This is a genomic window from Vibrio vulnificus NBRC 15645 = ATCC 27562 (assembly GCF_002224265.1).
GTDB classification, from domain to species: domain Bacteria; phylum Pseudomonadota; class Gammaproteobacteria; order Enterobacterales; family Vibrionaceae; genus Vibrio; species Vibrio vulnificus.
In genome coordinates this window covers 2,803,613-2,830,222 of record NZ_CP012881.1, presented here as the reverse complement: position 1 = coordinate 2,830,222, position 26,610 = coordinate 2,803,613, and the positions used below count along the sequence as shown (strand labels likewise).

The window sequence follows — 26,610 nt, the reverse complement described above, 5'->3', positions numbered from 1 at the left end:
TGGCTGATTGGGGATCACAACCATCTATTATTACCAACACATTTCTGAACGTTTATCTCCACCAAGCCAAGAGATCCAACGCCGCTTAGAGTTTAAAATGAAGTACTCGTCTGGCGAAGCGCCTTCTACGATATACCCATCTATCCCTTGTTCACTTGAACTCAACTCGTTTGACGAGACAGAAAAACGCCAGTTCGTACTGCTAATTCGTTCTCCTGCGAGTAGTGCATCATTGAGGCGCTGACTCATCACAATAACAAACATTCCCGATACTGTATTAACGCTAAATCCCGCATCTGCCATCGCCCCTGCAACAACAGGTATTTCATATGAGCAATGTCGACCAAGCTCATCAAAACGTGTATATCGTCCCTCTCCTACTCGTCCTCTCAACCAAAAGAACTGCCCCTCAGTCATCTTTTCAACCGATAAAATACCCTTTGCCCCTGACGGAAAATCATGAGGCATACTGATCTCACCCCATGCTGTAGAGCAGAATAGCGACAGGAGCACCAAACGAAATCTCATCATACAGCCTCCTTGATTACGTTATTGGATACACTTTCTAGCGCTAGCCAATACAGAAGCAGTAAAGGACCGAAAAGAGGAACAATGAACAACAAACACCACCAACCAGAACGCTGAATATCATGTAAGCGTCTTACTATCAACGCGACCAAAGGCATTAGGCTCGCGACACCATACCATGCATCAAAATAGCTTTGTGTCATCACATCAATCACGATAAAGATAAGCGTAAAGACTAAGTGGTATAGCATAAACATCCAAAACTCCGTTCGGTTTGAACAACCTGAAAAATCAGAACAGTTTCGCCAAGCCAGAAGGTAATACTCCATAAACTCTCTCCATAAATAATATGTCGAGGGCATCTTGACGTCGCAGCCAGAGAAAAACGTCCTAAATCCGGTTTTAGGACGTGCTCGAAACGGTATTTGTCCGGTTTAAGCTTTCTCGTATAGAGTCAAACCGTTATCCTTGCTTCAAATGGACTATCATTTCTTTAACCTAAATGGACTTATATGCTCGCCATTCCTATTCCTTTCGTCGTATCTCTAATGCTTGCTACCTTGGCCGTGACTTTGCACGTCAGGTATTCAGAGCAAGCCCCAAAAGCCATGAGGTTCATATTGTTATGCGCATTGACAACCGGGGTTGTAGGCTTACGTTGGACTTATAACCTGCCTATCATCGCTATCTTACAACCCATCTTGGCATCCTTTATTCCTATCGTGGCGTGGATTACATTTGCTCACCCTAACGAACAAACCATTCAACGGATTGCTAAGCATTTTTTGGCACCATTGCTCGTTGCCCTATGTGCGACGACCCGATCATTTTGGGCTCTGCCACTCGATGAACTCCTGACTGGTATCTACCTATTTTATGGTATGGCTCTAATACGGCATTCAACAAGGGAAGCGTCTTTTAATCATATTTCGTTTGGTTGCTGGGAAAACGCGAAAAGAGCGGCAAACATTGCAGGCTGGATGCTGATGTTTTCGGCATTAATTGATGGCGCTATGTCCTTAGATTTTGCAGTGAATCAAGGAAAACTTGCTCCCTATATACTGAGTGTGGGGCATCTTGTGTTGTTACCCATTTTATCTCTGACGGTTGTGACCGTCGCAATGAGTAGTGCGCCTATCGAAGAAACGTCTTCTCAAAAACAGAGCTCTGAAAAGGGTTCTACCATCGCGGATAAAGAACCCTCATTACCCATAATCACTCGTGATCACGCAAAGGAAATTGTCTCAGCATTAGAGCTATTAATGAACGAAAAAAGCGCCTATCTAGATCCAGAATTGACGCTTTCAAAACTCTCTCGTAAGTTGTGTATTCCAGCAAAACACATTTCCATCGCGGTCAACATGCTCCTCGATAAAAACATCTCAAAGCTTATCAACGAATACCGTATCGAACATGCAAAATGTGCGTTACAACAAAGCGATCAGACGGTCACCCAGATCATGATGAACTCGGGATTTCAGACTAAATCCAATTTCAACCGAGAATTTTCACGTGTTACAGGTATGACACCCAGCCAGTTTAGGCGACTAAACCAGTTGGCAACTTAGCATCGCCCTTTTTTCGCCTGTCCAGGAGGACAAAATGATTGGCTTTCCTCGCGGCTGGAACTCTTGTTCTTCAGTTTCACTTCCACATCTTTGTACTCCCCTTCAACACTGGTCAATTGGCAGCCAGATAAAAATACGCATAGACCTAGCGCAATCCATGTCTTTTTCATAGTTTTATAACCTCATGTTTTGTCGCAGACTTTACTGACTCTTGCTTTTAAAATGTCATTCGTTAGTCAACATATCGTTTGGCTTTGTTAGTCCTCGGTAAAAGCGCATAGAAAGGGAGATTGAGATTGTGAATCTAGAAAAATTTGACGACATCTATCAAAGAGCCGCTGAGCGCAAAGGTGGCGAAGCAAAGCTTGAAGCCCTTTTGTCCAAACCACTCACCCAAGCGCAAATTGCCGCCATTCCGGATGATCGTTGGCTCTCTGCCTTCAGTATGAAGATTTTCCAAAGTGGCATTTCTTGGAAAGTCGTGCGAAACAAGTGGCCAAATTTCGAAGAAGTCTTCTTTGGTTTTAAAGTGGCACCTTTGTTGATGCTTTCTGATGAACAGTGGGATCTGAAAGCGGCGGATACGCGTATTATTCGCCATCACGCTAAGGTCAAATCCATTCAAGCGAATGCGCAAATGATGCACGAAGTGGGGTTGCAATACGGCTCATTTGGCCAAATGGTGGCGAACTGGCCGAAAGAAGAAATAACGGGACTATGGGCGTTTTTGAAAAAGCACGGCAGTCGACTCGGTGGTAACACCGGCCCTTACAGCCTACGTCAGCTTGGCGTCGATACCTTTATTTTATCTGGGGATGTAGAGGCGTACTTGCGCAGCTATAAAATCATTGAAGGCGGTAAAGAAACTAAGCGCTCGTTAGAAGCCGCAACGCTGGCCTTTACTCATTGGCAACAGCAAAGTGGACGCAGCCTCACGGAAATTAGCCAAGTGATCGCTTTTAGCACGGGAGATAATCGCGTACAAAGTGCGATTGAAGAATAAATTATTAGGCGGGCACGTCAGCCTGATAAATCATTTCAAGGCAATCTTGCTTGTCGTTACTAAGGTTGGGGAACACCATCCACGACCTTAGTCTCCTTGCAGGTTGAAAGCCGGCCTTTTCTAACACACGCAGACTCGCCGTGTGCTCAATATGAGCATAGCTCCAGACCTTGTGGTATCCGCTTGCTTGTAATGCGTTCGCCATGGCTCGACACATTTCTGTCGCGTACCCCTGACCGCTGTATGTACGGTTGAGGCCAAAGTGGATCTCTATTGCCGTTCCTTCCCGCTTAAGCACCATAATACCGATGGGTTGCTGGCTGGCTTTCAACACCACGCTCAGCACTCGCGTATCGGCCTGCGCGTCATACCTAAATGATCGCCAAAGTTCGATGCTTCTTAAGGTGACTTCGGGATTCGGGTGCGCGGCTCTGCCCAAGAACTTAGACGCCGCTACATCGGAAAAATACCCTTGATACAAAGGCCAGGCATCGCTTATCTCAGGCCAACGGATACTGAGGCGATCACTTTCAACTTCCACTGTTTATTTAAACTCCTTAAGTAACACCATATCAGGCGCTTGTGACAGAAAACGGCTAACAACATAGTCACCATTGGCGTTTTTGGCCTGATACATGTCTTCGTCGGCCAACTTCACCAGCTCCAATATTGAACTGCTCTGATCAGGATAACAACTGATACCAATACTCGGCGTTACTTGCAAGTGGTGGCCATGAAAGAGAATTGGCGCACTCATTTGTTCAGCAAACTGCTCCGCTTTACTTATCACCCCGTCATAGCTCTTCAACAAATCGAGACAGACGACAAACTCATCTCCCCCTAGCCGGCCCAAGATGTCCGAATGCCTAAAACAATCAACCATTCGCTCTGCTACGCGACACAGTATTTCATCGCCAGCATCATGTCCGTAAGTGTCGTTAATTTCCTTAAACTTGTTGAGATCAATAAACAACAGTGCCATTTTCAGCCCACTTCGGTTGGCTTTGATGGCAGCGTCTTCTAACGCGGTCATAAATGCCCGTCGGTTCTTCAAACCCGTTAAGGGGTCACGCTCAGAAAGATAAACCAACTGTTCTTTTTGCGCTCTTAACTCGGTCGTTTGGCGCAGCACTTCCAACTCGAGTTGTTCTCTGGTCACGGTGATCTGCCTGAGTGAGGTTTTCATCGAATTAAAGCGATCGGCAACCAGCACAAACTCTTCATCTATCCCTTTGCTACTGATACGGCTTTCTAAATCACCGTGACTTAGCTGGTTGAATCCCGACTGCAATACTGAACAACCTTTTTTAAAACGCTTCAAGATCAGGAAAGTCACAACACTGACCAACAGAGTAAAACACACCAGTGAGATGCCACTTTTAACGATGACATTGGTTAACTGCCCAAGCCGTTTTTCCAACACATTTCTTTGTAGAAACGAGAGTTCTTCGTCCATTGACAGCACAATCATGTTATATCGTGAGTGCAAAAGCTCTTTTGCCGCATAATTGGCGTTGCCGAGTGAGCGCTCGTGAATCAGCAAGTCTTGAAAGGTTATGCACATTCGCTCCAAGTTGCTCATAGTGCGGTGAAATCCAGATGTTTGTTGAATGTGTTCTGATAACTTTTGTTGTGCCACAAACAATTGCTCGTAGCTTTCCTCGTCTTGGTACTGAAGAAACAAAGAGAGCTGATTTCTCAATTGTTCGAGGTTTGACTGAGTAAGGTTGATCACCGCCATCTCTTGCCTGATGCTATTTTGTTCTTCATAGACGTTAAACAAAGAGTGCGCGACAACCCCAACCACCAGCAAGGTGGAGAAAAAGAGCAGCGTCAGTTTTTGCGTTAATGAACTCATCCTTGCCACCCTTTAGCGCTGTATCGCACGCGATAACTGCGTTCGATCGATGAGTTTTCGGTAGTCGGGCATCTCACCCGCCACCAATCCATTTTCCAGCGCCCAACGAGCTTGGATCTGTAAGTTTGAAAGCAAGCTGTTACTCAACACCAAGCGAAATGTGTAGTCATCCCAAGTCCAAGACAACTGCCCAATCGGAATATCCAAATAACGCGCAACAATCTTCTGCGTCTCTATGGGATGCTCATGCATCCACTCTAGCGCTCGATCTAAAGCCACCAACACTTGCTTGTTCTCTTGAGGTGCGGATTCCAACGTGGACTTTAATGCCATAAGGTTAAAAGAAAGATGGTAGATACCACGAATACTCAAATCGTGAATCTGGTGGGACTCTTCATTTTGTAGCTGGTAGCCGTAGGGCTCCCAAATAGAGATCGCGTCTACTTGATGATCCAGTAACGCAATACTCATTTCGTTGGGGGGAAGGTAATGCTTTTCTATGAAAATGTCTGGCGTGACGCTCGATTTGATCAACGCATCAAGATAATACTCACTGGAACTGGCTTTTATAACGCCGACCTTCTTACCATCGAGTTGACGAATTTGTTCGATGCCATTTTCTTTGAGAGTGAGTAACTTTAAATCATTGTCTGACTCCACAAAGCTCGCCAAAACAGCAAAATCATTTCGATCAAAGCTGGAAAACATGACTACCGATTCTGATGCCGTTGCATACTGAACCTCGCCATTAAACATCAGCTGGGCACATTTAACCCCACCATAACAAGGTAATATATCAACGCGTAGGGCTTCGGAATCAAGATAACCAAGCTCTTTGGCAATGATAAACGGGGCAGAAAGTGGCGTTTGAGACACCGCGATGGTGATCACTGAATCAGAGTCATAAAGAGGCTTTTGACTGCCCAGCCAAACAGCAGCCCCTACCGTTACTAACAGTAGTGTGACAAACAAACTTGCTCGGAACCGAACCAACATACTCGCCAACCAAATGAAATCAGACTCATATAATCATAGTCTGAATTTCACATAATACTAAATGGTTATTTTTTGTGCCTAAATGCATTTTTTAGTCACTTAATCATCAATTAAAACTGCAAAAGAAAAGCTTTGATTCACGTTCTAAAAATGTTGTTGATTCAAGTGTGGTTTTTCTCAGATATGAAACGTGATGTTGATTAATCTGGTCTTACACTCCTATTTCGATACTTTTTTAGGACGACTTATGGCCAAAGCGAAAGGCTTTACTCTCATCGAACTGGTGGTGACGCTGGTTATCATTGGTATTATTGCGGTTACCGCAGCAGCGCGATTTCTGGATATTCAGACGGACGCTCGTATTGCGGTGCTCCAAGGTGCGAGAACGGCACTAGAAACGGCCAATACGCAAGTCTATACCAAAGCCATTTTGCAAAACCAAGAGTCCATCAATGCGCAGTTGGCTCCGAATATCGATCTCGATGGGGATGGTCATCCCGATCTCATTGGCTATTTTGGCCTGATCAAATACGTGATTCCCGCACAAGATCTTGCAGGGCTCGACCCCAAACTCACAATCAATAAATGGTATGGTGTGGATAATCCAGCCGAACCCTATTTTTTAATTGGGTTTGCAAACAAGCCTGTGGGCCCTACGCATCGTTGCTACGTTGAAGTGTTTTACCCCGCCAGTGCGGGAGGTGATGTCACCTATCAATTGCAAACTGCGCACTGTTAAACCGCAAAAAGAATCGAAAAGAAAACACCCCAAAAGGCTCGGTGCCGTTTGGGGTGTTTTTGCTGAAAAGTGTTATTGAATGCTCAACTGAGAAAGCCGATACCAACCAGAGGCTTGCTTGCCATCATTAGCCAAGTTCAGCGGTAGCTCACCATGACTATCAATCAAAGCCACTTCAACGGCATAATCTCCACGTTCGAGATCATCAGGCAACGTTAAACTGGTTCTTGTCGCATGCTCTCCGGGTAACCATGTATTCACGTCATACTTAGATATCGCTGAAAACACGGTTTCTCCTTCACTGTTACGCAGACGATACGCCAAGTTACGGTGAACATAGGGAGGCGCCACGCCGTCGTTACTGAACAAGGTTTCAATAACCCAAGTGCTGCCCGCACTGAGCCACTGCTGGTGAGATAAACTTTTGATTCTCAATCGGTAGCCTAATTTGCTCAACGCGTTATCCAGCAGTGGGCGATACGCCTCTGGGATCGGTTTCGATTTGAGATTAAGCGAAGAAGCATGGTGTGCAATGGCCCAATCTAAGCTTGCCTGGACTTCCTCTAATGTGTATGCCTGAGCACTTCGCCATTCCTGCATGGTACCGCAGGTTTCTAAGCTTATAGGCCCGTGTTGCCACGCCTCTTTAAACTGGCTGTCTTTTTGTTCGGCTTGCTGCAAACGATATGGATAGTCATCTTTCATATGACTCCAAGTCGTCGAGAAATGATGCCAATCTCCCCAACAATCGGCGCGCCACCCAGCCCCTTTACTCACTGCATAATTTAGGCTGTTCTCGCCGCTGATGAGCATGACTTTGGGGGTATTGGGAAATGCTTGAAAGTGCAAATCCACAATATGATTGAGCGTTGCATCACTGTAACGCTGATGCAGTGGTGCTAGGTTAGCAAAATTGCTGTTGTGCCACTCACCCCAAGAGCCAACCATACCAATATCAACGTGGCTGAGGTTAGGATTGCCATCGTAACGTTTGCCAAACGCGTTCAACAGCTTCGCCATGTAACTCATGTATACGCTGTCTTCTAGGCTCGGAACGAAAGTAGAGCCATCTTCACTCCAATCGCCCGCGATCCCTTTATTGATCAACCAGCTTGGGATTTTACTGCCAGTATAAGGCTCATCGGCGGTCATAAAACGTATCGCAATCATCTTCGCAGGCGATTCCTGGCGATTTTCCGCCAAAATTCGATCGAGCTTATCAAAAGCATATTGCCCTTCAACAGGCTCTAACTCATTCCAATAAAAACGATAGTAATCAATACCCGCTTCTGGATATTGTGCCGTGCTCAGAGTCGCGCCCCAATTGTTATGAAACGTTTCGACCCCCATTCCGGGATTGCTGATTGGCCCTGATAATTCCGTTGGATAAACCGTCACGATCCCCTCGTCAACGGGATCTGCACTCTCAACAACGGAGTTCTCTGGTTTGTTTGCTCCGTTTTCCGCTTGGCCTTTTTTGGCATAGCAAGCGGTGACGGGCATGCTAATAAGCGAAGCCAATAAGAGCTGTTGGTAAAATCGACGTTTCATTCCGTACCTTTTCGTGTTGAGTATGAACTCGCTGACAACACTAGTGAATCAGACCTTTAAACCAGTCCCATATTCCTAGCGAGTAGTCTTTGAAGATATCAATCCCTAACGCTGACTTAAGCAGGTATAAAGCCAAGGCGGATAAGCCAAGCAAGGTCAACAATGCGATGACAACAAACGTCACCGTAAAAAAGTTGACCAATTTCGACTCTTCCGCTCGAACTTGTCCACGGCGGTCACGACCGCAGAGGAGAACCAAATAGTAGCGCTTGCCAAACCAGGGCAAACTCTTACGAACATCAATCGAATGCCGAGCCACTAGGCCCATGGATTGCACCGCTTGTTCAATGTCGCGCTTCTGTTGCTCAGTTAAGCTCTCTGCCGTTTGCTTGTCCAGCGCATGGTAAAATTGTGCCACTGCCTTGTTGGCTTTTTTTGCATCCACGTTTATTTCTCCAACGCCTTCTGATAAACCGCAATGGTTTGATCCGCGATTTTATGCCAGTCGTATTTGGCCAAATAATCATGGTAATCCACGCTTTCAGCTTGCTCTGCTTGTTTTAATTTTTTCCCCAGCACCACCACATCCCCCACTGGAAAATAGTTTTCTTGCGGCAACGCAACTTCAGCATTGGCGGGGATATCACTCACAACGGCTGGCAGCGAGTAAGACATGGCTTCAAGTAAGGCGATAGGCAACCCTTCATGATAAGACGGCATCACAAAGGCGCGCGCCTGAGAAAAGACGGCTTTTAGCTCATCACCATTTAAAAAACCGGTCATATAGACGTTTGGTGTGTTGCGTGCTTTTTCTTTTAGTTCGGCGCTGTACTTCGTTTCATGATCGGTATCTCCCACCAATACCAAAGGCAGAGCGGAACCAGACTGCGCATAGGCATCAATCAGATCATGGAACCCTTTTTCTTCAACAAAGCGCCCTACCGCAACAAAATACTCTTTCACCAGTAAGCCATGCTTGGTCATCACGTCTTGTATTTGCTGCTCATCAAGTTGTTCAGATGCTTCCACACCGTTATAAATCAGGTGGGCATCGTAACGATGGTATTTCTGCTGAATTAAGTCGTTAATCACATCCGAGATCACGATCACTTCATTTGACCAACGCACCGCGAGCTTTTCGCCAAGCATCAGAATTTTCTTCGCAAAACCACCCCATTTTTGGCGATCATAGTCAGGCCCATGGTGAGTAAAAACGACTTTCTTACCCAGTAAACGCAGCAGTGGCACCACTAAACCCGGACCAATGGCGTGAACATGCACCACTTGCGAGCGGTCCACCCAGGTCGATAGTGCCGCTAAGATAGAATGGATGACGGCTTCCAACGATTTTTTCTTTGGTGCCCACACCGATTTCGTCTCCACCCCTTGATACTGGGAATGTCGATAATCGACATAAGGAGAGCGCGCCAGTACGCAGACTTGAGAATCGGATTGTTCGACAACTTGAGGATATAAATGCTGACAATGTGTTTCGACACCACCTAAAACATTGGGAATACCACGCGTACCCAATACGGTAATTTTTAATGTCATGCTTCTCACTTATTGATTAGATTTCGGTAAAGACTCATTAAGCTTTGTTGATGACGGGTCAACGAGTAACGCTGTTCTAATCGTCGACGCGCATTGTGGCCTAATTGAGCCGCCTTCTCTGGATGTTGGGCAAAAGTGTCCATTACCTCAGCCAAAGAAGTAGAGTTCCCTGCAACAAATAGATGCCCTTCGGTTCCCTCTCTTACCTGCTCTGGAATCCCTCCAATATTGGCTCCAATCACGGGTTTTCCATACGCCATCGCCTCAAGAACGGACATTGAACAGTTCTCGTAGCACTCTGACGGCACCACGATCGCACTGGCTTTTTTAATCAGTTGATGCAATGCATCGCCAGATTGAAAGCCCAGAAATTCGATCATGCTGTATTGCTGTTTTAACGTGTCATGCAGTGGGCCATCCCCCACCACTTTGAGCGGCAGCAAGCGTTGTGACTGTTGATAAGCAGCCGCCAGCGTTGCTATGCCTTTTTCCTGACTTAATCGTCCTAGATAGAGAAAATAACCGTCATCACTGACGTCGCTGCAATCGACGTTTTCATCGATGCCATTGACAATCACTTCAATGTGGTTTTCTGGTAACTTGCGGCGCAAGATGCTCGCAAGAAATTCGCTCGGAGAAATAATCACGTCAAGCGCGCGATAATTTCCCGCTAAAGATTGATAGGTTGCTTCGAGTGAGAGCAACACACTTTTAAATAAGGATCCTTGTTGGCAACGGTAACGTGTCGCGTTCCAAACACTGCCATCTAGGCACGCTTCGCAAGTTTTACCTTGGCGATACATGGTGTAACTCGGGCATGCAATTTTCGTATCGTGCGCCGTGAGTACCGTTTTGCAACCCGCAGATTTTGCCACTTTAATCAGCGAGGGTGTCAACTGATGGTAAATATTATGAAAATGTACGACTTGTGGTTTTTCTTGCTCAATCAGTGTTTTTAGCTTGGCACACGCATCACTGTTGTGAATAAACGCCCAAGCGGTCTTCAAACTACTGCTGATCCCATGCCCTTGGTGGTAGTCGACGTTGTCGACAAAAAAGTCACTGTATGAGGAAGTGAGGTTTTTCTCATGCTTCATGGCGAAATCGATGATCTCGAAACCCGCCGAATGAAGCAGCTCACGCTCTTGAAAAAACACCGTCTCAGCACCGCCTTTCAAAAAGAAGAACTTGTTAACCAACAATATTTTCATGCCTGCTCTCCTTTCGTTACGGTATTTTGCGGTGCTTGATGTGGATCGTTGTGAGAGGAAAACAACCCTCGAACCAACCCCGCCGAAAAGACAGTTAGGTTGATCACGCTTTGCGCCGCATCGCGCAAAGAACGATTTTTGACCGTTTTAAGCAGAAAAAAAGCGCCAAGTGGCATGAGCGCCGCCACAATGACCACAGGCTTCAACGAACACAGTGATACCAGCAGTAAGCCGAGATAGAGAGTGAATATCGCTTCGTTTTTAACGGTATGCAGGGCATCACGGAAATGCGCTTTCCCCCAAGCGCTTCTCAACAGCTCACCCGGCGCAAACAAATACTGGCTACGCCAGCGATATTTGAGCAATTGCCAAGTGGAGAGATCATAAGAAGTGTGGTGAAAATAAGGCTGCGCTAAGCGATGCAGCTTATAGCCTGCATGCTTCAAACGCATGCCCAACTCGGCTTCTTCATACGCGTGTAAGTTACGGTTAGTGAGATAACCGATCTCATCAATGGCACTTTTACGATAAAGGCCACCTCCACCAAGATGCGTACAATCCCCCAGAGGGTAGATTTTGTGTAGGCGCTGCTTGCGTGATTTGAATTCGTAGCTAACGGCATCATCCATCTCAACCATACCAGCCACACCAGCATAACTAGGATGAGAGCGCAAAAAATCAACACCCGCTTCAATAAAGCCCGGAGCCAGTTCCATATCACCATCCATCAAGAGCAGAAATTGACCTTTGGCATGGAGATAACCCAGTTGATGGCCCACACCACAACAACGCTCATTTTCATTCACTAGGCTGACAACGGTTGCGCCATTGGCTAACGCGATAGAGGGTGTTTCATCGGTAGAAAGGCTGTCCGCCACCAGAATCTCGTGAGGAAAAGCAGCAAGATTTTGGCGAATACTGTCGATCGTGTTCGCGATACCTTGCTGTTCATTGTAGGTTTTAATAATGACACTGATTAATGGCTTAATGGTCATATCTCACTCTTTTTATTGATCATTCTGTGTCATCTAGCTGCGTATTACGCTTCACGACCCATCGCAAACTCACAATGGGTTACTTGCTGCCTTACCGATTGGCGAATCACCACCACTGCGCCTAGCGCGAAGTAGAATAGAAACTGCAACATAGGGACTAACATTAAAATTTGGCTATAAGGCAGGCTGAGCAGCACAGCGATAATGAACGCGATAAACGCCGGTTGCGATGCTAGCAATCGTCGGTCTTCATCGTTGATTGATTCGATATCGAGTTGCGGTGTTGGCAAGGCAACCCATACGATGGTGCCCACGACCGCAACAAACAGCAGTAAACCAGCTAGCCCGAGCTCCCAAAGCATCATGCTTAGCGAGGTGGAATCCAGCAGAACATTGAACACCTGATTCAAAAAGCCCGGCGCAACTGAGCTGCCGTGGTTGGTGGCATTGAGGCCGTAACCAAACCATTGGCTTGGCCAGCCATACAAATCGCTGTTTTCTTGCCAAAAGAACAAGGTGGTCATTCGCCCCAACTCACCAGAAGGCATGATGTAATGAGGATCAAACGCGTAGGAGAGAGAGTCGATGAACACCATCAACGCACCTTTGCTTGGGTCACCACCAAATGCCGACGCATAAGAGGCTGCCAACACCAATACCGCAATCGTGATCAGAGCCAACATCCCGAAGAGGATGATCAACACCATTTTTAGCCCGTATCGGCGCATGCCTTTCAAATAGCTGGGAGCAAACCACGTAAAAGCCAAAAGCAGAGGCGAAATAAGAATGACAAACTTAATTTCGCCCAATACGCAAACTGCAAACGCGGCAATGATGTGTAACAGCGCGCTGCGCTTTGTCGCGACACTATGTTTGTATTCAGACAATTTGAGCAACATGATGAGCAGACAAAACAGCCCCAGAGCAGCGGTGTTTCCGCCCCCTAGTGGATCACCACCAAACGTGCCCACCACAGAGTCCCACTTTTCGTACTCTCCCATCACGGCAACGCGTTTTGGCACCATGACCAAAACCTGATAAGCAATCACCGGAAACTGCAGATAGAAAATCCAGTACAGCGTTTGAGTCACACGATAGATCTGTGATTCGCGGCAAAAGCCAAGTAATAAGCACAGTGTTATCAGCGCCAGCGCCAACTCATTTTTAAAGCCAACAATGGTGACGGTCACGCCGTTTTGTAACACGGTCGAAAGCAGTGCCAAGACAAACAGAGCCACAAGGCCGAACAAGATGAGCTGCTCTTGTGTATCAAGCGAAAACTGGCTGAAACGTGTTTGCATCATCAATAAAATGACCATCACACAAGCCAAAATAAATGGCAGCCACAGCACCGAACCGATGCCCGTGAAATACTGTACTAAACCGCACACCACTAGGGTTATCCAGGCGAGCCCTTGTAAGTAAAAGCCATTATTGAGCGTCACGCAGCACCTCGCTATCACTCATACTACGCGCTCGCTTGTTCACCGTGAGATAAATAAAGCCGTAACGCAAGGCTGATAAAGCGGCAAAGGCGATAATCGACGCTTCATAACTGGCCGACCAATACGGCATGAGGACGAACGCCACCATCACCACGGCAAACTGCTCACACTGAATTCGGAAAAAATACCTCGGAGAACCAAACACCAGCTCCACTACGGTCAACGGACAAATCGCCAGAGCAGTGAACAGATACGGCAACATGTATTGTGAGGTAGGAACGGAGTCCAACCACTCTTGGCTGACCCATTGCTGTGCGGTGGCAAACTGCATCACCAACGGATAAAACAGGTAAACCCCAGCGGTTGCCGCAATCCCCATCATAAGCAGCAGTTGTCTTACCTTGAGAAACTCTGGGTAATTAAAGCGTTGGTGGCGAAAATCCACCGACCACTTTGAGAAAATCGAGTTGCGCACGGCGTTGCCAATAATCACCACCGGAGACAAACAGAAGCGGCTCACTACCGCAAAGTAACCCGCGATCAGCGGCGAAAACCAATAAGTAATCAATACGATGGGAAGATTACCGTTGACCATCGCCATGACTTCCGCGCTGCCAATGCCAGCAATATGCTGACGATGCTCGCACAAAAAGCGCCAATTAGACGCCCAAGAGAAATGGCGAAGTTGGATGCGTTTAAATGGAATGGAATAGAGAAGCCACAGCGCAATCAGTAACAATAAGGCCGCAGTCCACGCCCAGTAGATCTCTGCTGGCTCACGAGAAAAGTAAACACACAAGGCGACCAATACCGAAACCATCAGTCTTTGTGTCGCGAGCAGCGTGATCTTCTCATCGCGCATCAGCAGGTTTTCGGAAATCAAAATCCACGCATGGGCCAAGGTTAAACCATAGACCCAAAGCAAAGATTGCTCGAAAAGCGCGACCACAGCCACCGCATAAGGCAATGCCAACACGCTGGTTTGCACAAAGCAAAACACCACATTTTGCCCTAATTGCTCGGATGACTGCTTTGGCAGTAGCAATTGCGAGGCAAAGGTCGCAATCTGCGCGCCAATCAGCACAATACTATAGGTCAGTGCGTATTGCCCTACTTCCGCCATGCCGTAGCGGTGCGAAATCAACCAAATGGAAAACGCACCAATAACTTGCGAAATAATGGATGAGCCTGCGACCGTGGTGATGCTTTTCAACAAACTCATGCTATTGACCTAGGTTATCGAGTGCCGACAATGCCCCATGCGTCACAAAGGCGAGCGACTCTTCGCTGATCAGTTCATCGGCATTCACGCGATTAAGCACCCCACCTAACAAACCGACTCCCTCTTGCTCAAGCTTGGCAAGATCATGACGAATGGCCGTCGCCTGACGCGTATCGGCTTGAATCACCACCAACACTTGGTCTAGCCATTTAGCGATCAACTGTGCATCTTTGTTTTCATGCAGGCTGGGTAAGTTCACCACTACACGGTCGTAATGGAGTGCGAGCTGCTCAAAAGCGTGCTTGGCTCCTTCCCGGCCAAGCAATAGCAACGGAGATTGCGTCAGCACCCCTCGTGGTAACCAATCGCCGCCCTGCTCCATTGGCTGAACAAAGTCAGACAAGGTCAGCGTTGTTGTTTGTTGCTCTGCGTCCAACCATTGCGCAAAACCTGTTGCCACAACGGATTCCTGCTCTGATTGAGATTCAAACGGCAACGAGAGCCCCGTTTGGGTGCGATAATCGAGGTCCACCAGCAAGGTTCGATGGTTTGCCGCAAGGCTTTGCGCCATTAACTGAGCCACCAAGCTCGCCCCTTCTCCCTCACAACTGGCAACCACACCTAAGGTTCGAGCAGTCGGTGCTTTCAGTAACACCGCGCTGTTAATGCCGTGAATGGTTTCCATCGCTTGCTGATTGCTGGCAATCAGTTTTGCCAAAGCCGAGCGTTCAACCCCCTCAGCAAACTCAGGTAAATCCGCCAATGGCACAAGGCCAAGTTTACTAGGCAACTGGGCCAGTGTGCTGACCGTTTGGTTCATGGCGGTACGCACAATCACAAACAACAAAGCGATCATCAGTGAGAGTACAAACACCATCACCAACAACAGTTTTTTGTTTGGCTTTTGTGGACGCTCCGCTGCAACCGCAGGGTCGTAAATCAGCGCATCGGGGTCACGATACTGCGCAGTGAGCGATTGCTCTTTGCTGCGTAAAAACAGGCTCTTATAAAGATCTTCTGTCTTTTGCAAATCCAGCTTCATGCTCTCGTACTGGTCACGCTTGGCCACCAAGGTGCGGAACTGCTTTTTCTGCTCGTTGAGCAGAGCTTTGTAGCGATTCTCTTTGGTGAGCGCCGCTTGGTACTGTTTGTACAAGCCCTCTTTTAGCTCATTCAGCAGGTTCTTAGTTTGGCCTTCGATCGCTTGAATTTGCGCTTTGGCTTCCAGCACCTTGTTATGCTTAGGACCGTATTTATTTTGCAAATCGTAGAGTTTACGTTTCGCTTGAATCATAGCGATACGCAAATCTTGCAACTGTGGGTGACTTGAGATTTCCGGAATCGCGGCAATGTCATCCAGCGGTGCATCGATATTGTTGAGCACGATTTCATACTGCGCTTGAGCTGCCAAACGACGCTCTTTCGCATCAGCCAGTTTGTTGGTAGTGATGCCCAACTCTTCCGTTTCAAAGCCATCAATGCCACGAAAAGTGAGCAAGCCCTCTTTGTCGAGGAAGCGCTCCATCTCTTTCTTTTTTGCTGAAACTTGTTCACGCAACTCCGCCATTTGGCTTTCATTCCACTGTTGAGCACTTTGCGTTTTTGTCATTTTTTGCTCAACGCTGTAGTCAATGAAACCCTGCGCAACAGCGTTGGCAATGCGCGCCGCTTCTGCGGCGTCTGGCGATTCATAAGAGACATAAACCAATTGCGTCAAACGCACCGGCGTAAACGTAAGCCCTTTACGCAATGTTTTGATCGCATTGTCCACACGCTGCTGCTCTGGCAACTGCCAGGTCAAAGGCGACTCTGAGATTATCTTGTCGCGATTGTATTGACTGTTTTCGTCGAGCTTAAGCTGCTTTACCACACGCTCAAGCACCACGCGAGACTGCATCAGGTTCAGTTGCGTTTCGTAATACTGAGCACGAGTTGAATCATAGCCATCAACCTGCTCAATCGGCGTGGCGTTGTCAGCTTGTGCTTTGAGCAACACGGCCGCGGTCGAGATGTACTTTGACTCCATCGACATGATCAAAGGCACGCTGGCTCCGGTGACCAGCGCCGTAAAAAGCACTATTTTTAATCCATTCTTTTTCAACGCTTTAAGAAACGGCGTGAAATCGATACTGTTTTCAACTTTCTTGCCGCGCGCGACCATTCCTGCTGCCATATTAGAAAAAGCTCTGTTCTACAATTACAGTGTCACCCGGGTTCACAGGGTGCGTGAGTTCAACATCTTCAATCAGCTCCAAAGTCGAGCCTGTACGGATATTGATATCGCCTTTGTCGGCGCGATCGGTCAAGCCACCCGCCATGGCGATGGCCTGTTCAACGGTTAAACGAGGCTGGTATTCATAGCCATTTGGCTGCTCAACCTCGCCAGAGATATAGAACAAGCGAAATGACTCAAGATTGACGGTTACCATCGGATTAAGAAGGTAATCTCCGCGCAGACGGTTTTCGATCTCGGTTTCAATCTCACTTGGCGTTCTGCCAGTTAGCTTCACTTCACCAATGTAAGGGAAGTTCACTAGGCCAGCTTTGCCAATTTTCAGTTTCATCGATAAATCGTCTTCACCATAAACGATGATCTCGATTTTATCGCCAGTGCCTAAGTGGTAATCATCCAACGATGCATCGCGCTGTTCTTTCTGAGTCATTTGAGGAGACGAGGGAGCGTCTAACGTTTCCGCCATCCCTTGCCCAAGCCATAACAGACTGAATATTAAAAGAAGTACTCTTTGCATCTTTCCAAACCTTTTTATATCTGCAACTTCAACTGCAATTCGATGAACGACTGGTCGTATCCTAATTGGCGCTCGACCCATTCACTTGATCCGTTGCCGCCAATGTTGAAACGGTCAACGTCTTCGTTCGAGTCCATTCCATTCCATTGATAATTCATCTCCAAACGAACCGATGGTCTAAAGTCGTAACCTAACGACACTTTGACGATCTGCGTTTCATCTCGGCGGTCATTGTTAGCCATGCGATAATCTTCGGTTTCATAGCCATATTCAATTCGCGATGACAGGCGTTTCACCCACCATTGATGCTGCCAAGCAACGCCGTAGTGACTATTGAGGATGTAGCCCCCTTCCTCACTCGGATCTTTGACGCGTTGCCACGTATACAAAGTAAACGTTGAATGTTTCACTGGTCGCCAATTGGCTTCCACATCCCAGTTAACCCCTCGAAACGTCTCTGCTTCACCGTTATTCGGGAAGCTTTTTTGCAGTAATGCTGTCTCCGCTTCCAAGGTCGTTTTGCCGGTCAGCTCGGTTTTTACGCCAAACAGCAAGTAGTACTCATTGCTGTTTTTTCTCTCGTTTTCTTCATAATGTCGTTGATTGGTGATGAAGCTATACCGAAAGCGGCTATGACTGCTCATTTGGTCAAACAAATCCACCACTAAGCTGTCTTCACGCCACTGCTGCTCTTCAACGTAACGGAGAAAATTCGCATTGGCTTTTGCAATATCGTTGGTATCACGAAAGCTAAGCTGCTTGCTCTGCAACATCACTTCCAACTTGCCGCGACCTTGTAATGCACCGTAGCTGTAGCGCAAACTGGTATCAAACATGCTATTTCTCAGGCCATGCTGAGAAAATCCGTATTGTTCAAACTGACTTTCGCTAAACCCTTGCGTGAGTTCATCACCCCGCTCTTCTTGATCGTAGGTTTGCGCGATGTTCCATGTTAGCCCGTGTTTTTGGCCAAAACGCCATGCTCCTTCAAACTGCAGAAAATGCCGTGCATAATCGTCAGCTGGCGAATCGGCGTATTGGCGGTATTCTCCGCTGTAGGCCAACAGATAACGGTCTTCCCCTCGCACACCAATCGCCTGAAGATAAGGCGCTAATTGAACATAGTCAGATTGCTGCGCCTGCTGATCATCTGCTTGATACGTCACATTGTCATTTGAGCCGTAGCTCGCAGCGAGCTGTGACTGAAAATCGATGCCTGCAATGCCAATATGCGATTTCGGTGTTAACTCTGCATTGACTGGCAAACAAACGAGCAACCCGAAGATGGCACTAGTAAGCTGTCTCACTAACAAAGCCTTTGAATACCGTCATGAAAATAATTTTGATATCCAACCACAGACTCCAGTTTTGCATGTACTGAATATCGTATTGGATTCGCTTTTCCATTTTATCGACCGTTTCGGTTTCGCCACGGTATCCATTGATTTGTGCCCACCCCGTGATGCCAGGCTTAATTTTGTGTCTGATCATGTAGTTATCGACCAACACTCGATATTCTTCATTATGAGCAACCGCGTGTGGTCGCGGCCCCACAATCGACATCGAGCCTTGCAGTACGTTAACAAACTGTGGCAGTTCGTCTAGTGAGGTTCGGCGGATAAAAGCGCCAAATTTGGTCACGCGAGGATCATTCTTGGTGGCTTGCGTCACTACCGCATCGTTTTCCATCACGCGCATTGAACGAAACTTCCACACTTTGATTTTCTTGCCACCAAGGCCATAGCGGTCTTGCTTAAACAGTACCGGGCCTGGAGAGCTGAGCTTCACACCAATGGCAACAGCAACCAGTACAGGCAAAATCAAAAGGGTGATCAACGAACCAATGACGAGGTCTTCGACACGTTTGAAAAACGCTCCCACCCCATCAAAAGGCGATCCAAAGACGCTGAAGGTTTGCACACCACCTACCGATTTCACCTTGGAAACCGACAAGTTATAGGTATAAAGATCTGGCACCAGATACGTATCCACGGTGCTGTCAGACAATGCATTGAGATAATTGCGGATGCGATCTTTGGCCACCATGGGCAACGCTATGTACACTTCGTCCAGCTTGCGTTCTCGGGCAAGCTCTAACGCAACGTCAACTTTGCCCTTATACGGCGCCTGCGTTAAATAACCAAAGCGTTCTTCCTCTCTGTCATCATAAAACGCCAGCTCAATATCATTTTCGTTGTAGTCTCGCATTAATGAGTTGGAAATTGCCAATCCCGCAGGCGTAAGGCCAATGATCGCAATGCGTTTTTTACGATTAGCCAGCTTGATCACCGCTCGCACAACGGAAATGATTGAAATTCGGAAAAGGCTCAAGAACGCCAACACCAGTACATACCAGTAGCTCAACAGTGTTGGATTCAGGTTTGTGATGGAAATGCCTTTTAGCCCCCAAAAACCAAATCGCACGAACACCATCATAAAAGCAGACAGGAGTATCACAACGCACAGTCTGGCCAGCGAAGCACGCACTCGGCGTATACGAGAATGCGAATAGAGACCCAGATATTCACCGCCAAGCAGAAAGATAATCGAAAAGATAAATCCTGCGGTGACATCAATGGCGGTTTCCTCTTCCCCGAGCAAAGCAATGAAGATGAAGAGTGAAAAGTTGATGAGAAGGAAGTCGGCTATTTTCAATAAAGTAGCGTATCCATCATCGGCAAACTTTAGTGCTTTATTTGAAGTCATTACGAGAACCTATCTACAACCTTGAAACACATAGACCTTGTTAAAAAACACAAGTCGATATTGATACGAATGATTGTTTGGATGAGAAAAACCGGTCGCAATGTACATAAATTTGACACCGACACTGTCAAGAAGTTGTCAAAACAAATTTTAAAATAGTCGACATTGATCACCCAAATAAGTAACAACACCAAAGCATTCGTCACACTAATGAGACATTGCAAACTCAGAGGCATATTACCGAGCACGAGCGAAGAATGCGAGGAGAGATGATGTAAATCGTTGAATACATCAGATTTTTAGATCTTATGGTTGGTAACAAAAACACCGAATAAAAAGGCGATTCAGAGAAATCGCAGCACGCCACCCCGTAATAGCGAGGCGTTGGACAATCGCATCTTTGACTTTGATTGCCTGTCTAAATACAAACTAATCACTTTGGATCAAGCATTTTTTCGACGAACATCACGTAGTGACGGGTAGATCATAAAACTATCAATACGTGTTGCAAAATTGTTATCACTCAGAATAATGCACAATGTTACGAAAAAGTAACAACACAACATCAGATAATAATTATTCGTTTCTATTAAAGAACAGACAGGATACACAATGGTAAAAAATGTAATGCTGGCCATGTTAGGCAGCACTGTGGCGCTCAACGCTTCAGCAGCCGGCTTGGATGAAAAAATCAACGAGGTCGTGGCACCTATCGTCAACCCCTTTGTTGGAATGATCTTCTCGACCATTCCATTCCCTTTTTCTGACGTACAGGTTCCTTGGATTGTATTGTGGCTCGTCGTTGCTGCGACGTTTTTCACTTTTTATCTCGGCTTCATTAACGTACGCGGTTTTAAACACGCGATTGATCTGGTTTCAGGCAAATATTCTGATCCTAAAGCTAAAGACCAAGGTGAAGTTTCTCACTTTCAAGCCTTGACCACTGCCCTTTCCGGTACCGTTGGCCTTGGTAACATTGCCGGTGTTGCCGTCGCGGTCTCTATCGGTGGTGCTGGTGCCACATTCTGGATGATACTGGCAGGCCTACTGGGCATGTCCAGTAAGTTTGTTGAATGTGCACTGGGCGTGAAATACCGCAATACCAACCCAGACGGTTCAGTGTCGGGTGGTCCTATGTACTACCTCAGCAAAGGTCTCGCCGATCGCGGTAACGCGGCGTTTGGTCGAACTCTTGCAGTGCTCTTCTCCGTTTTTGCCATTGGGGGTGCTTTGGGTGGCGGTAACATGTTCCAAGCCAACCAAGCGTTTAAGCAAGTGGTTGAAGTGACAGGCGGAGCATCTTCATTCCTTGCTGACAAAGGCTGGCTATTTGGTTTGATCCTCGCCGCCATCGTCGGCGTCGTGATCATCGGTGGTATCAAATCGATCGCAAAAGTGACCGAGAAAGTGGTGCCATTTATGGCGGGTATCTATGTCGGTACTGCTCTGATCATCATCGGCATGAACTTCGATCGCATCGACGACGCATTCGCGGCGATTTTCAATGGCGCCTTTACTGGCGAAGGCATCACTGGCGGTGTGATTGGTGTATTGATTCAAGGCTTTAAACGTGCGGCATTCTCGAATGAAGCAGGTGTGGGTTCAGCGGCCATCGCACACGCAGCGGTAAAAACCAAAGAGCCGATGTCTGAAGGTTTTGTTTCGCTCCTTGAACCTTTCATCGATACCGTCGTGATTTGTACGATGACCGCCTTGGTGATCATCATTACTGGTTACTTGGATAACGGCTCTGGTCTCGCGGGTGTTGAACTGACGTCTGCCGCTTTTGGTAGCGCCATTAGTTGGTTCCCATACATCCTGGCGATCGCAGTAGTGTTGTTCGCGTTTTCAACGATGATTTCATGGTCATACTACGGCTTGAAAGCATGGACTTACCTATTCGGTGAAAGCAAGACTGCAGAGCTGATTTTCAAAATTAAATTCTGCATGTTTGTGGTGATTGGCTCTGCGATGAACCTAGGCCCAGTGATTGATTTCTCTGACGCGATGATCTTTGCCATGGCATTGGTGAACATTGTTGGCCTGTACATTCTTGTACCTGAAGTTAAACACGATATGAAAGATTATCTAGCGCGCCTACAAGCAGGCAAAGTCTACAAAGTACAGCAGCAAAATATCGAAGAACCGACACAAGCGTAACTGTTGGATACTCTCTTTAAAAAACAGCAACTTCGGTTGCTGTTTTTATCCATGAATCAAAATATGACGATCCACCAACATCCTCTCCTTCGATGGTTAATAATGATGAACTTCATCGCAAGATAACGCTCGCAGCACTACTTTGTGCCGTTTTTTCAAGAGTTCAAAAAATCATCTTGTAATTCTATTCAGACGACGAATAATTGAACATTCCCGATAGGCTTTTTCTCTCTCATACCAGACGTTGATCGCTCACTTGCGTACTTATGTCGTCCGGTAACTCGTATTTGTCACCTAGGTGTCAATACCACACACGATCTCAAATCGCATCTCATCGGGTCTTTACTATTCAACATAACAAAACTCCGCGATGAGAAAGCAGTATCACTCTCATCCAACGAGCAACAAACTCTCTTTACAACGTATGCGGTAACATGAGGCTCACGCCTCGGCATAACGTGAAGCGCGCTCTTCGCAACATGTTTCTCCGTCGTTAGTTCAAGAGACGTCACAATCAGTGCAGGAGGCTTAAGTGAAAATATTCTGGAATTTAAGGTGGTTTTTCAAACTCAGGTGGAAGCACTATTGTGGTTCTATTCTACTTTTTATGCTCATCTCTGCGATGCAACTGGTAACTCCCAAAGCAGTGGGTCACATCGTTGACGGTATCGTCGCTAATACCATGTCCACCACTGAAATGCTGCAGTGGTTTGCTGGTTTAACTCTGATTATGTTCGCCATCTATGGCTGCCGAGTGTTGTGGCGAGTGTGGCTATTTGGCGCCAGCATTGAGCTTGGCAGCATTTTGCGAAATCGTCTCTACCATCATTTATCGAAACAGCCCCCCCGATTCTTTGAACGCTACAAAACTGGCGATCTCATGGCTCGTGGCACCAACGACGTAAAAAATGTCGTCGTGACCGCAGGTGAAGGCGTGTTAACCGCAGCGGATTCGCTGATCACTGGCATTGCGGTGTTGATCATCATGGTGACGCAAATCAGTTGGAAGTTGACGGTGATGGCGTTGCTACCAATGCCGTTTTTGGCGATCACCATCTTTTACATTGTGCGCATTTTGCATCAGCGTTTTCGCATCGCTCAAGAGGCATTCTCTGAGCTTTCCGATCTGACTCAAGAGTCTCTCAATGGTGTGAGAATGCTCAGAGCCTTTGGTTTAGAAGAGCAAGAGCAAAAACGATTCGAGCAGATGGTTGATGAAACAGGCAACAAGAACATTGCGGTTGCACGTGTTGATGCGCGTTTTGACCCGGCTATTCAACTCTCTATCGGCCTTTCTTTTTTCTTAAGCATCAGCGTTGGAGCCTATCTCGTTCACCAGAAAGCGATCACGTTAGGCGATCTCACTGCCTTTACTATGTATTTAGGCTTGATGATTTGGCCAATGCTGGCGTTTGCTTTCCTATTCAACATTCTTGAACGTGGCTCCGCTGCGTGGAATCGTCTCGAGGAAATTTTCCAACAAGAGCCAGAAATTAAAAGTGGGGATTTGCCATTAACAAAAAATGCTCAGTCACTTGCGATCGAGATTGACAACTATCACTGGAATGCAGGCTTGCCCGCCGCGCTTTCTCAGTGCCACATTACCTTGCAGCCTGGCGCAATGCTTGGTATCGCGGGGCCCGTTGGCAGCGGTAAATCAACCTTGATTGCCTTGCTGCTTCGTCAACAAGAGCTGAAACAGGGCGATATTCGCTACGGTGATATCTCGCTCAAACAAGCAAACCTAGAGCATTGGCGCGAGAAATTTGCCGTTGTGAGTCAAACACCCTTTCTGTTTTCATGCTCTATCTATGACAACATCGCGTTAGGAAAGCCAGACGCAAGCCAACAAGAAGTGCATCAAGCGGCCAAATTCGCCTGTATTCACGATGACATTTTGAAGTTCCCAGACGGCTACGACACTGAAGTTGGAGAGAAAGGGATTACGTTGTCCGGCGGGCAAAAACAGCGAATTGCTATAGCCCGAGCTATGCTGCTCAACGCTGAAATTCTTATTCTCGACGATGCACTTTCAGCAGTAGATGGACGAACCGAGCACGAAATTTTACGTAACCTTGAACAGTTCTATCGTCACCAATCATTGATTGTGATTGCCCACCGACTGACAGCGTTAGAGCAAGCCAATGAAATTGTGGTGTTAAATCACGGACACATTGCCGAGCGAGGTGATCATGCCAGTTTAATTGGCGCACAAGGTTGGTATGCAGAAATGTATCAATATCAACAACTCGAACAAGCAATGGAGGAGGCAAACTCATGAAAAAGACCACGTTGAAACGCTTATTTGCTTATCCATTGGCGCAACCCAAACCCATGATGACGGGTTTAGTCTTTTTGTTGATTGCGGCCATCAGCAATGCGGGGGGCCCTTGGCTTATCCAACACTTTATTGATGAGCACATTACCAAAGACAATTACACTCAACAGACACTTGTCTTGCTGGCTAGTGGCTATATTGGCCTGCTGCTTTGCTCAGCTTTGTTTCAATATCTTCAAGGTTTGCAATTTAACATTGTCGCGACAGGCATCATTAAAACCATTCGCAAGCAAGCCTTTCATCGTGTGATCAAGCAACCTTTGTCGGCTTTTGATTACACCCCTACTGGCAAGTTGGTCTCAAGACTCACCAACGACACGGAATCTCTGCAGCAGTTCTACGAACTGTTGATCGCCTCCGTGGTGAAGAACCTCGTGATGATCTTAGTGATGCTGGGCGTTATGCTGATTTTGAGCTGGCAGCTAACGTTGGTGGTCTTGGTTTTGCTGCCCGTTGTGGTTGGTTTTATGGTGCTATTTCAAAAGCTCAGCAGCCATGCATACCGAGTGATGCGTGACTTGCTTACCGACATCAATGGCAACATGAGCGAATCGATCCAAGGGATGAGCGTGATCCAACTGATGCGCCAAGAAAAACGCTTTAACCAACAGTTTAATCAACTGACCGAGCAACATTTCAATGCGGGCCGTAAAGTCATCAAGCTAAATGGCATTTTACTTCGACCCTTGATGGATTTATTGGCGGGCATCGCTTTGCTCACCCTCGTTGCCATTTTCGGTTTCAGTGGTACCGAGCTCATTGGTGTTGGCGTACTGTACGCGTTTATCAGCTACCTTGGCCGTATTACTGAACCGTTAATAGAAATGACGCAACAACTAGCGCTACTGCAACAAGCTTTAGTGGCCAGCGAACGCATTTTTGAAATGATGGATGCACCGGAACAAAGCTATGGTAATGATCAGCAGCCACTTAAAAGTGGTTCCATCGCCATAGAGCAGCTGAACTTTAGCTACGATGGTAAGCAGCTGGTATTGAAACAGATCGACATTGACGTGGAACACCAGCAATTTGTCGCTTTGGTCGGCCACACGGGTAGCGGAAAAAGTACGCTCGCTTCGCTATTGATGGGCTTCTACCCAGTAAGCCAAGGCAAACTGAAACTGGATGGGCGCCCTATTGCGTCATTGGCAAAATCGGTGCTGCGAAAAGACGTGGCGATGGTTCAACAAGATCCACATATTCTGCCAACCTCGGTCAGAGAAAATATTGCTTTGGGAAGAGAAGTGTCAGACGACATCATTTGGCAATCTTTAGAACAAGTTGGTTTGGCTGAGCAGATCAAACGCTACCCTCAATTGCTGGACACCCAACTAGGCCAAGGAGAAACCAACCTCTCTGCTGGACAAAAACAGTTGTTGGCCATGGCCCGAGTGCTTATCGCTAAGCCGAAAATTTTAATCCTCGACGAAGCGACGGCAAACATCGATTCAGGGACTGAGGCACTGATACAGCGCAGTTTGAATGCACTACGCCATGATATGACGCTAGTGGTGATTGCACACCGCCTTTCCACCATCATGGAGGCCGACAAAATTGTGGTTTTACACCACGGAGATTTGGTTGAAATGGGCAGCCACAAACAGCTGCTTGCACAGCAAGGGCGATACGCACAGATGTACCAGTTGCAACAAGCAGGCCAGCATATCAAGGAAATTGAACAGCAAGAGGAGCAAGAACTGGAACAAGCCAGCTAACCCCGCTTTTTCGCACTTGATGCACACACAAGCCGTGCCAGAATCTAAGGCACGGCTTATCCTTACGTTAATTCCACGTGATTTCTTAATAAATTTACAATTTACCCCTAGGGTAGAAGCGATAAACCACTCGCATTTCATGAGATATTTATTGTACAATTTTGTCGTCTCACGATTTTGACTGCTTGTGAAGCCGTTAAATTCCTATACTTGAGTGAGACTGTCAGTGTCTTTCATCTTTAAATAACTATTCCAACAGAAAGACTGGTTG

General features: G+C 46.9%; 23 protein-coding genes. 6 read left to right on the top strand and 17 right to left on the bottom strand.

The window, feature by feature from the left end:
- Window positions 1-30: 30 nt before the first annotated feature.
- Together AOT11_RS13030 and AOT11_RS13025 are read right to left on the bottom strand one after the other, a co-directional pair.
- Entirely contained in the window at window positions 31-531 is a 501-nt protein-coding gene (locus AOT11_RS13030; protein WP_017421122.1) for a hypothetical protein, read from the bottom strand.
- The gene (locus tag AOT11_RS13025; RefSeq protein WP_017421123.1) at window positions 528-857 is read right to left on the bottom strand and encodes a DUF805 domain-containing protein; all 330 of its coding nucleotides are present in this window, start codon (window positions 855-857) and stop codon (window positions 528-530) included. Before AOT11_RS13025 ends, AOT11_RS13030 begins: the two co-directional genes overlap by 4 nt.
- A 183-nt stretch (window positions 858-1,040) precedes the next feature.
- Between AOT11_RS13025 and AOT11_RS13020 the strand changes: the two genes are divergently transcribed.
- On the top strand, window positions 1,041-2,096 hold the full coding sequence (locus tag AOT11_RS13020; RefSeq protein WP_017421124.1) for a helix-turn-helix domain-containing protein: 1,056 nt from the start codon (window positions 1,041-1,043) through the stop codon (window positions 2,094-2,096).
- Here AOT11_RS13020 and AOT11_RS23600 read toward each other — a convergent pair.
- The gene (locus tag AOT11_RS23600; RefSeq protein WP_017421125.1) at window positions 2,093-2,266 is read right to left on the bottom strand and encodes a hypothetical protein; all 174 of its coding nucleotides are present in this window, start codon (window positions 2,264-2,266) and stop codon (window positions 2,093-2,095) included. The two genes, AOT11_RS13020 and AOT11_RS23600, sit on opposite strands and share 4 nt — an antisense overlap.
- Window positions 2,267-2,394: 128 nt before the next feature.
- Between AOT11_RS23600 and AOT11_RS13015 the strand changes: the two genes are divergently transcribed.
- Window positions 2,395-3,099 carry a DNA-3-methyladenine glycosylase I gene (locus tag AOT11_RS13015; RefSeq protein ID WP_017421126.1) on the top strand — a complete coding sequence of 235 codons (705 nt, stop codon included), beginning with the start codon at window positions 2,395-2,397 and terminating at the stop codon, window positions 3,097-3,099.
- 4 nt (window positions 3,100-3,103) lie between these two features.
- Here AOT11_RS13015 and AOT11_RS13010 read toward each other — a convergent pair whose 3' ends face one another.
- From AOT11_RS13010 to AOT11_RS13000, 3 genes are read right to left on the bottom strand one after another with little or no spacing between them, the layout of a single operon-like run.
- The gene (locus AOT11_RS13010; RefSeq protein WP_017421127.1) at window positions 3,104-3,640 is read right to left on the bottom strand and encodes a GNAT family N-acetyltransferase; all 537 of its coding nucleotides are present in this window, start codon (window positions 3,638-3,640) and stop codon (window positions 3,104-3,106) included.
- A gap of 3 nt (window positions 3,641-3,643) precedes the next feature.
- On the bottom strand, window positions 3,644-4,957 hold the full coding sequence (locus tag AOT11_RS13005; protein WP_017421128.1) for a diguanylate cyclase domain-containing protein: 1,314 nt from the start codon (window positions 4,955-4,957) through the stop codon (window positions 3,644-3,646).
- Window positions 4,958-4,969: 12 nt separating this feature from the next.
- A complete protein-coding gene (locus AOT11_RS13000; protein WP_080586442.1) occupies window positions 4,970-5,953 on the bottom strand; it encodes an ABC transporter substrate-binding protein in 984 nt (327 codons plus the stop codon).
- Window positions 5,954-6,200: 247 nt separating this feature from the next.
- On the opposite strand from AOT11_RS13000, the gene AOT11_RS12995 reads away from it, so the two are divergent.
- Complete coding sequence (locus tag AOT11_RS12995) at window positions 6,201-6,692, top strand: type II secretion system protein (RefSeq protein ID WP_026050545.1); 492 nt, start codon at window positions 6,201-6,203, stop codon at window positions 6,690-6,692.
- Window positions 6,693-6,764: 72 nt separating this feature from the next.
- On the opposite strand, the gene AOT11_RS12990 is transcribed toward AOT11_RS12995, so the two are convergent.
- Genes AOT11_RS12990 through AOT11_RS12940 form a run of 11 tightly spaced genes read right to left on the bottom strand, consistent with a single transcriptional unit; the run spans window position 6,765 to window position 20,126 of the window.
- Window positions 6,765-8,243 carry a DUF4832 domain-containing protein gene (locus AOT11_RS12990; RefSeq protein ID WP_017421130.1) on the bottom strand — a complete coding sequence of 493 codons (1,479 nt, stop codon included), beginning with the start codon at window positions 8,241-8,243 and terminating at the stop codon, window positions 6,765-6,767.
- Window positions 8,244-8,283: 40 nt separating this feature from the next.
- The gene (locus AOT11_RS12985) at window positions 8,284-8,688 is read right to left on the bottom strand and encodes a hypothetical protein (RefSeq protein ID WP_017421131.1); all 405 of its coding nucleotides are present in this window, start codon (window positions 8,686-8,688) and stop codon (window positions 8,284-8,286) included.
- Window positions 8,689-8,690: 2 nt separating this feature from the next.
- Window positions 8,691-9,797 carry a glycosyltransferase family 4 protein gene (locus AOT11_RS12980; protein ID WP_026050544.1) on the bottom strand — a complete coding sequence of 369 codons (1,107 nt, stop codon included), beginning with the start codon at window positions 9,795-9,797 and terminating at the stop codon, window positions 8,691-8,693.
- A gap of 5 nt (window positions 9,798-9,802) precedes the next feature.
- The gene (locus AOT11_RS12975; protein ID WP_017421133.1) at window positions 9,803-11,008 is read right to left on the bottom strand and encodes a glycosyltransferase family 4 protein; all 1,206 of its coding nucleotides are present in this window, start codon (window positions 11,006-11,008) and stop codon (window positions 9,803-9,805) included.
- On the bottom strand, window positions 11,005-12,003 hold the full coding sequence (locus AOT11_RS12970; RefSeq protein WP_017421134.1) for a glycosyltransferase family 2 protein: 999 nt from the start codon (window positions 12,001-12,003) through the stop codon (window positions 11,005-11,007). Before AOT11_RS12970 ends, AOT11_RS12975 begins: the two co-directional genes overlap by 4 nt.
- A gap of 44 nt (window positions 12,004-12,047) precedes the next feature.
- Complete coding sequence (locus AOT11_RS12965; protein ID WP_017421135.1) at window positions 12,048-13,448, bottom strand: hypothetical protein; 1,401 nt, start codon at window positions 13,446-13,448, stop codon at window positions 12,048-12,050.
- Window positions 13,435-14,670, bottom strand: coding sequence for a lipopolysaccharide biosynthesis protein (locus AOT11_RS12960; RefSeq protein ID WP_017421136.1), 1,236 nt, complete (start codon window positions 14,668-14,670; stop codon window positions 13,435-13,437). Before AOT11_RS12960 ends, AOT11_RS12965 begins: the two co-directional genes overlap by 14 nt.
- 1 nt (window position 14,671) lies before the next feature.
- Entirely contained in the window at window positions 14,672-16,843 is a 2,172-nt protein-coding gene (locus tag AOT11_RS12955) for a GumC family protein (protein ID WP_017421137.1), read from the bottom strand.
- Between the two features lies 1 nt (window position 16,844).
- Complete coding sequence (locus tag AOT11_RS12950) at window positions 16,845-17,420, bottom strand: polysaccharide biosynthesis/export family protein (RefSeq protein ID WP_017421138.1); 576 nt, start codon at window positions 17,418-17,420, stop codon at window positions 16,845-16,847.
- 14 nt (window positions 17,421-17,434) lie between these two features.
- A complete protein-coding gene (locus tag AOT11_RS12945; RefSeq protein WP_017421139.1) occupies window positions 17,435-18,733 on the bottom strand; it encodes a capsular polysaccharide biosynthesis protein in 1,299 nt (432 codons plus the stop codon).
- A complete protein-coding gene (locus AOT11_RS12940; protein ID WP_017421140.1) occupies window positions 18,711-20,126 on the bottom strand; it encodes an undecaprenyl-phosphate glucose phosphotransferase in 1,416 nt (471 codons plus the stop codon). Before AOT11_RS12940 ends, AOT11_RS12945 begins: the two co-directional genes overlap by 23 nt.
- A 612-nt stretch (window positions 20,127-20,738) precedes the next feature.
- Here AOT11_RS12940 and AOT11_RS12935 point away from each other — a divergent pair.
- The 3 genes from AOT11_RS12935 (at window position 20,739) to AOT11_RS12925 (ending at window position 26,339) form a co-directional block, all read left to right on the top strand.
- On the top strand, window positions 20,739-22,286 hold the full coding sequence (locus AOT11_RS12935) for an alanine/glycine:cation symporter family protein (RefSeq protein WP_017421141.1): 1,548 nt from the start codon (window positions 20,739-20,741) through the stop codon (window positions 22,284-22,286).
- A gap of 532 nt (window positions 22,287-22,818) precedes the next feature.
- The gene (locus AOT11_RS12930; RefSeq protein WP_017421142.1) at window positions 22,819-24,567 is read left to right on the top strand and encodes an ABC transporter transmembrane domain-containing protein; all 1,749 of its coding nucleotides are present in this window, start codon (window positions 22,819-22,821) and stop codon (window positions 24,565-24,567) included.
- Entirely contained in the window at window positions 24,564-26,339 is a 1,776-nt protein-coding gene (locus tag AOT11_RS12925) for an ABC transporter transmembrane domain-containing protein (protein WP_017421143.1), read from the top strand. The genes AOT11_RS12930 and AOT11_RS12925 overlap by 4 nt, the downstream gene beginning before the upstream one ends.
- Window positions 26,340-26,610 lie beyond the last annotated feature (271 nt).

Coding starts and splice junctions, on each gene's coding strand:
- AOT11_RS13030 (WP_017421122.1), bottom strand. CDS start 531: ATGATGAGATTTCGTTTGGTGCTCCTGTCGCTATTCTGCTCTACAGCA.
- AOT11_RS13025 (WP_017421123.1), bottom strand. CDS start 857: ATGGAGTATTACCTTCTGGCTTGGCGAAACTGTTCTGATTTTTCAGGT.
- AOT11_RS13020 (WP_017421124.1), top strand. CDS start 1,041: ATGCTCGCCATTCCTATTCCTTTCGTCGTATCTCTAATGCTTGCTACC.
- AOT11_RS23600 (WP_017421125.1), bottom strand. CDS start 2,266: ATGAAAAAGACATGGATTGCGCTAGGTCTATGCGTATTTTTATCTGGC.
- AOT11_RS13005 (WP_017421128.1), bottom strand. CDS start 4,957: ATGAGTTCATTAACGCAAAAACTGACGCTGCTCTTTTTCTCCACCTTG.
- AOT11_RS13000 (WP_080586442.1), bottom strand. CDS start 5,953: ATGTTGGTTCGGTTCCGAGCAAGTTTGTTTGTCACACTACTGTTAGTA.
- AOT11_RS12995 (WP_026050545.1), top strand. CDS start 6,201: ATGGCCAAAGCGAAAGGCTTTACTCTCATCGAACTGGTGGTGACGCTG.
- AOT11_RS12990 (WP_017421130.1), bottom strand. CDS start 8,243: ATGAAACGTCGATTTTACCAACAGCTCTTATTGGCTTCGCTTATTAGC.
- AOT11_RS12980 (WP_026050544.1), bottom strand. CDS start 9,797: ATGACATTAAAAATTACCGTATTGGGTACGCGTGGTATTCCCAATGTT.
- AOT11_RS12975 (WP_017421133.1), bottom strand. CDS start 11,008: ATGAAAATATTGTTGGTTAACAAGTTCTTCTTTTTGAAAGGCGGTGCT.
- AOT11_RS12970 (WP_017421134.1), bottom strand. CDS start 12,003: ATGACCATTAAGCCATTAATCAGTGTCATTATTAAAACCTACAATGAA.
- AOT11_RS12960 (WP_017421136.1), bottom strand. CDS start 14,670: ATGAGTTTGTTGAAAAGCATCACCACGGTCGCAGGCTCATCCATTATT.
- AOT11_RS12955 (WP_017421137.1), bottom strand. CDS start 16,843: ATGGCAGCAGGAATGGTCGCGCGCGGCAAGAAAGTTGAAAACAGTATC.
- AOT11_RS12950 (WP_017421138.1), bottom strand. CDS start 17,420: ATGCAAAGAGTACTTCTTTTAATATTCAGTCTGTTATGGCTTGGGCAA.
- AOT11_RS12940 (WP_017421140.1), bottom strand. CDS start 20,126: ATGACTTCAAATAAAGCACTAAAGTTTGCCGATGATGGATACGCTACT.
- AOT11_RS12935 (WP_017421141.1), top strand. CDS start 20,739: ATGGTAAAAAATGTAATGCTGGCCATGTTAGGCAGCACTGTGGCGCTC.
- AOT11_RS12925 (WP_017421143.1), top strand. CDS start 24,564: ATGAAAAAGACCACGTTGAAACGCTTATTTGCTTATCCATTGGCGCAA.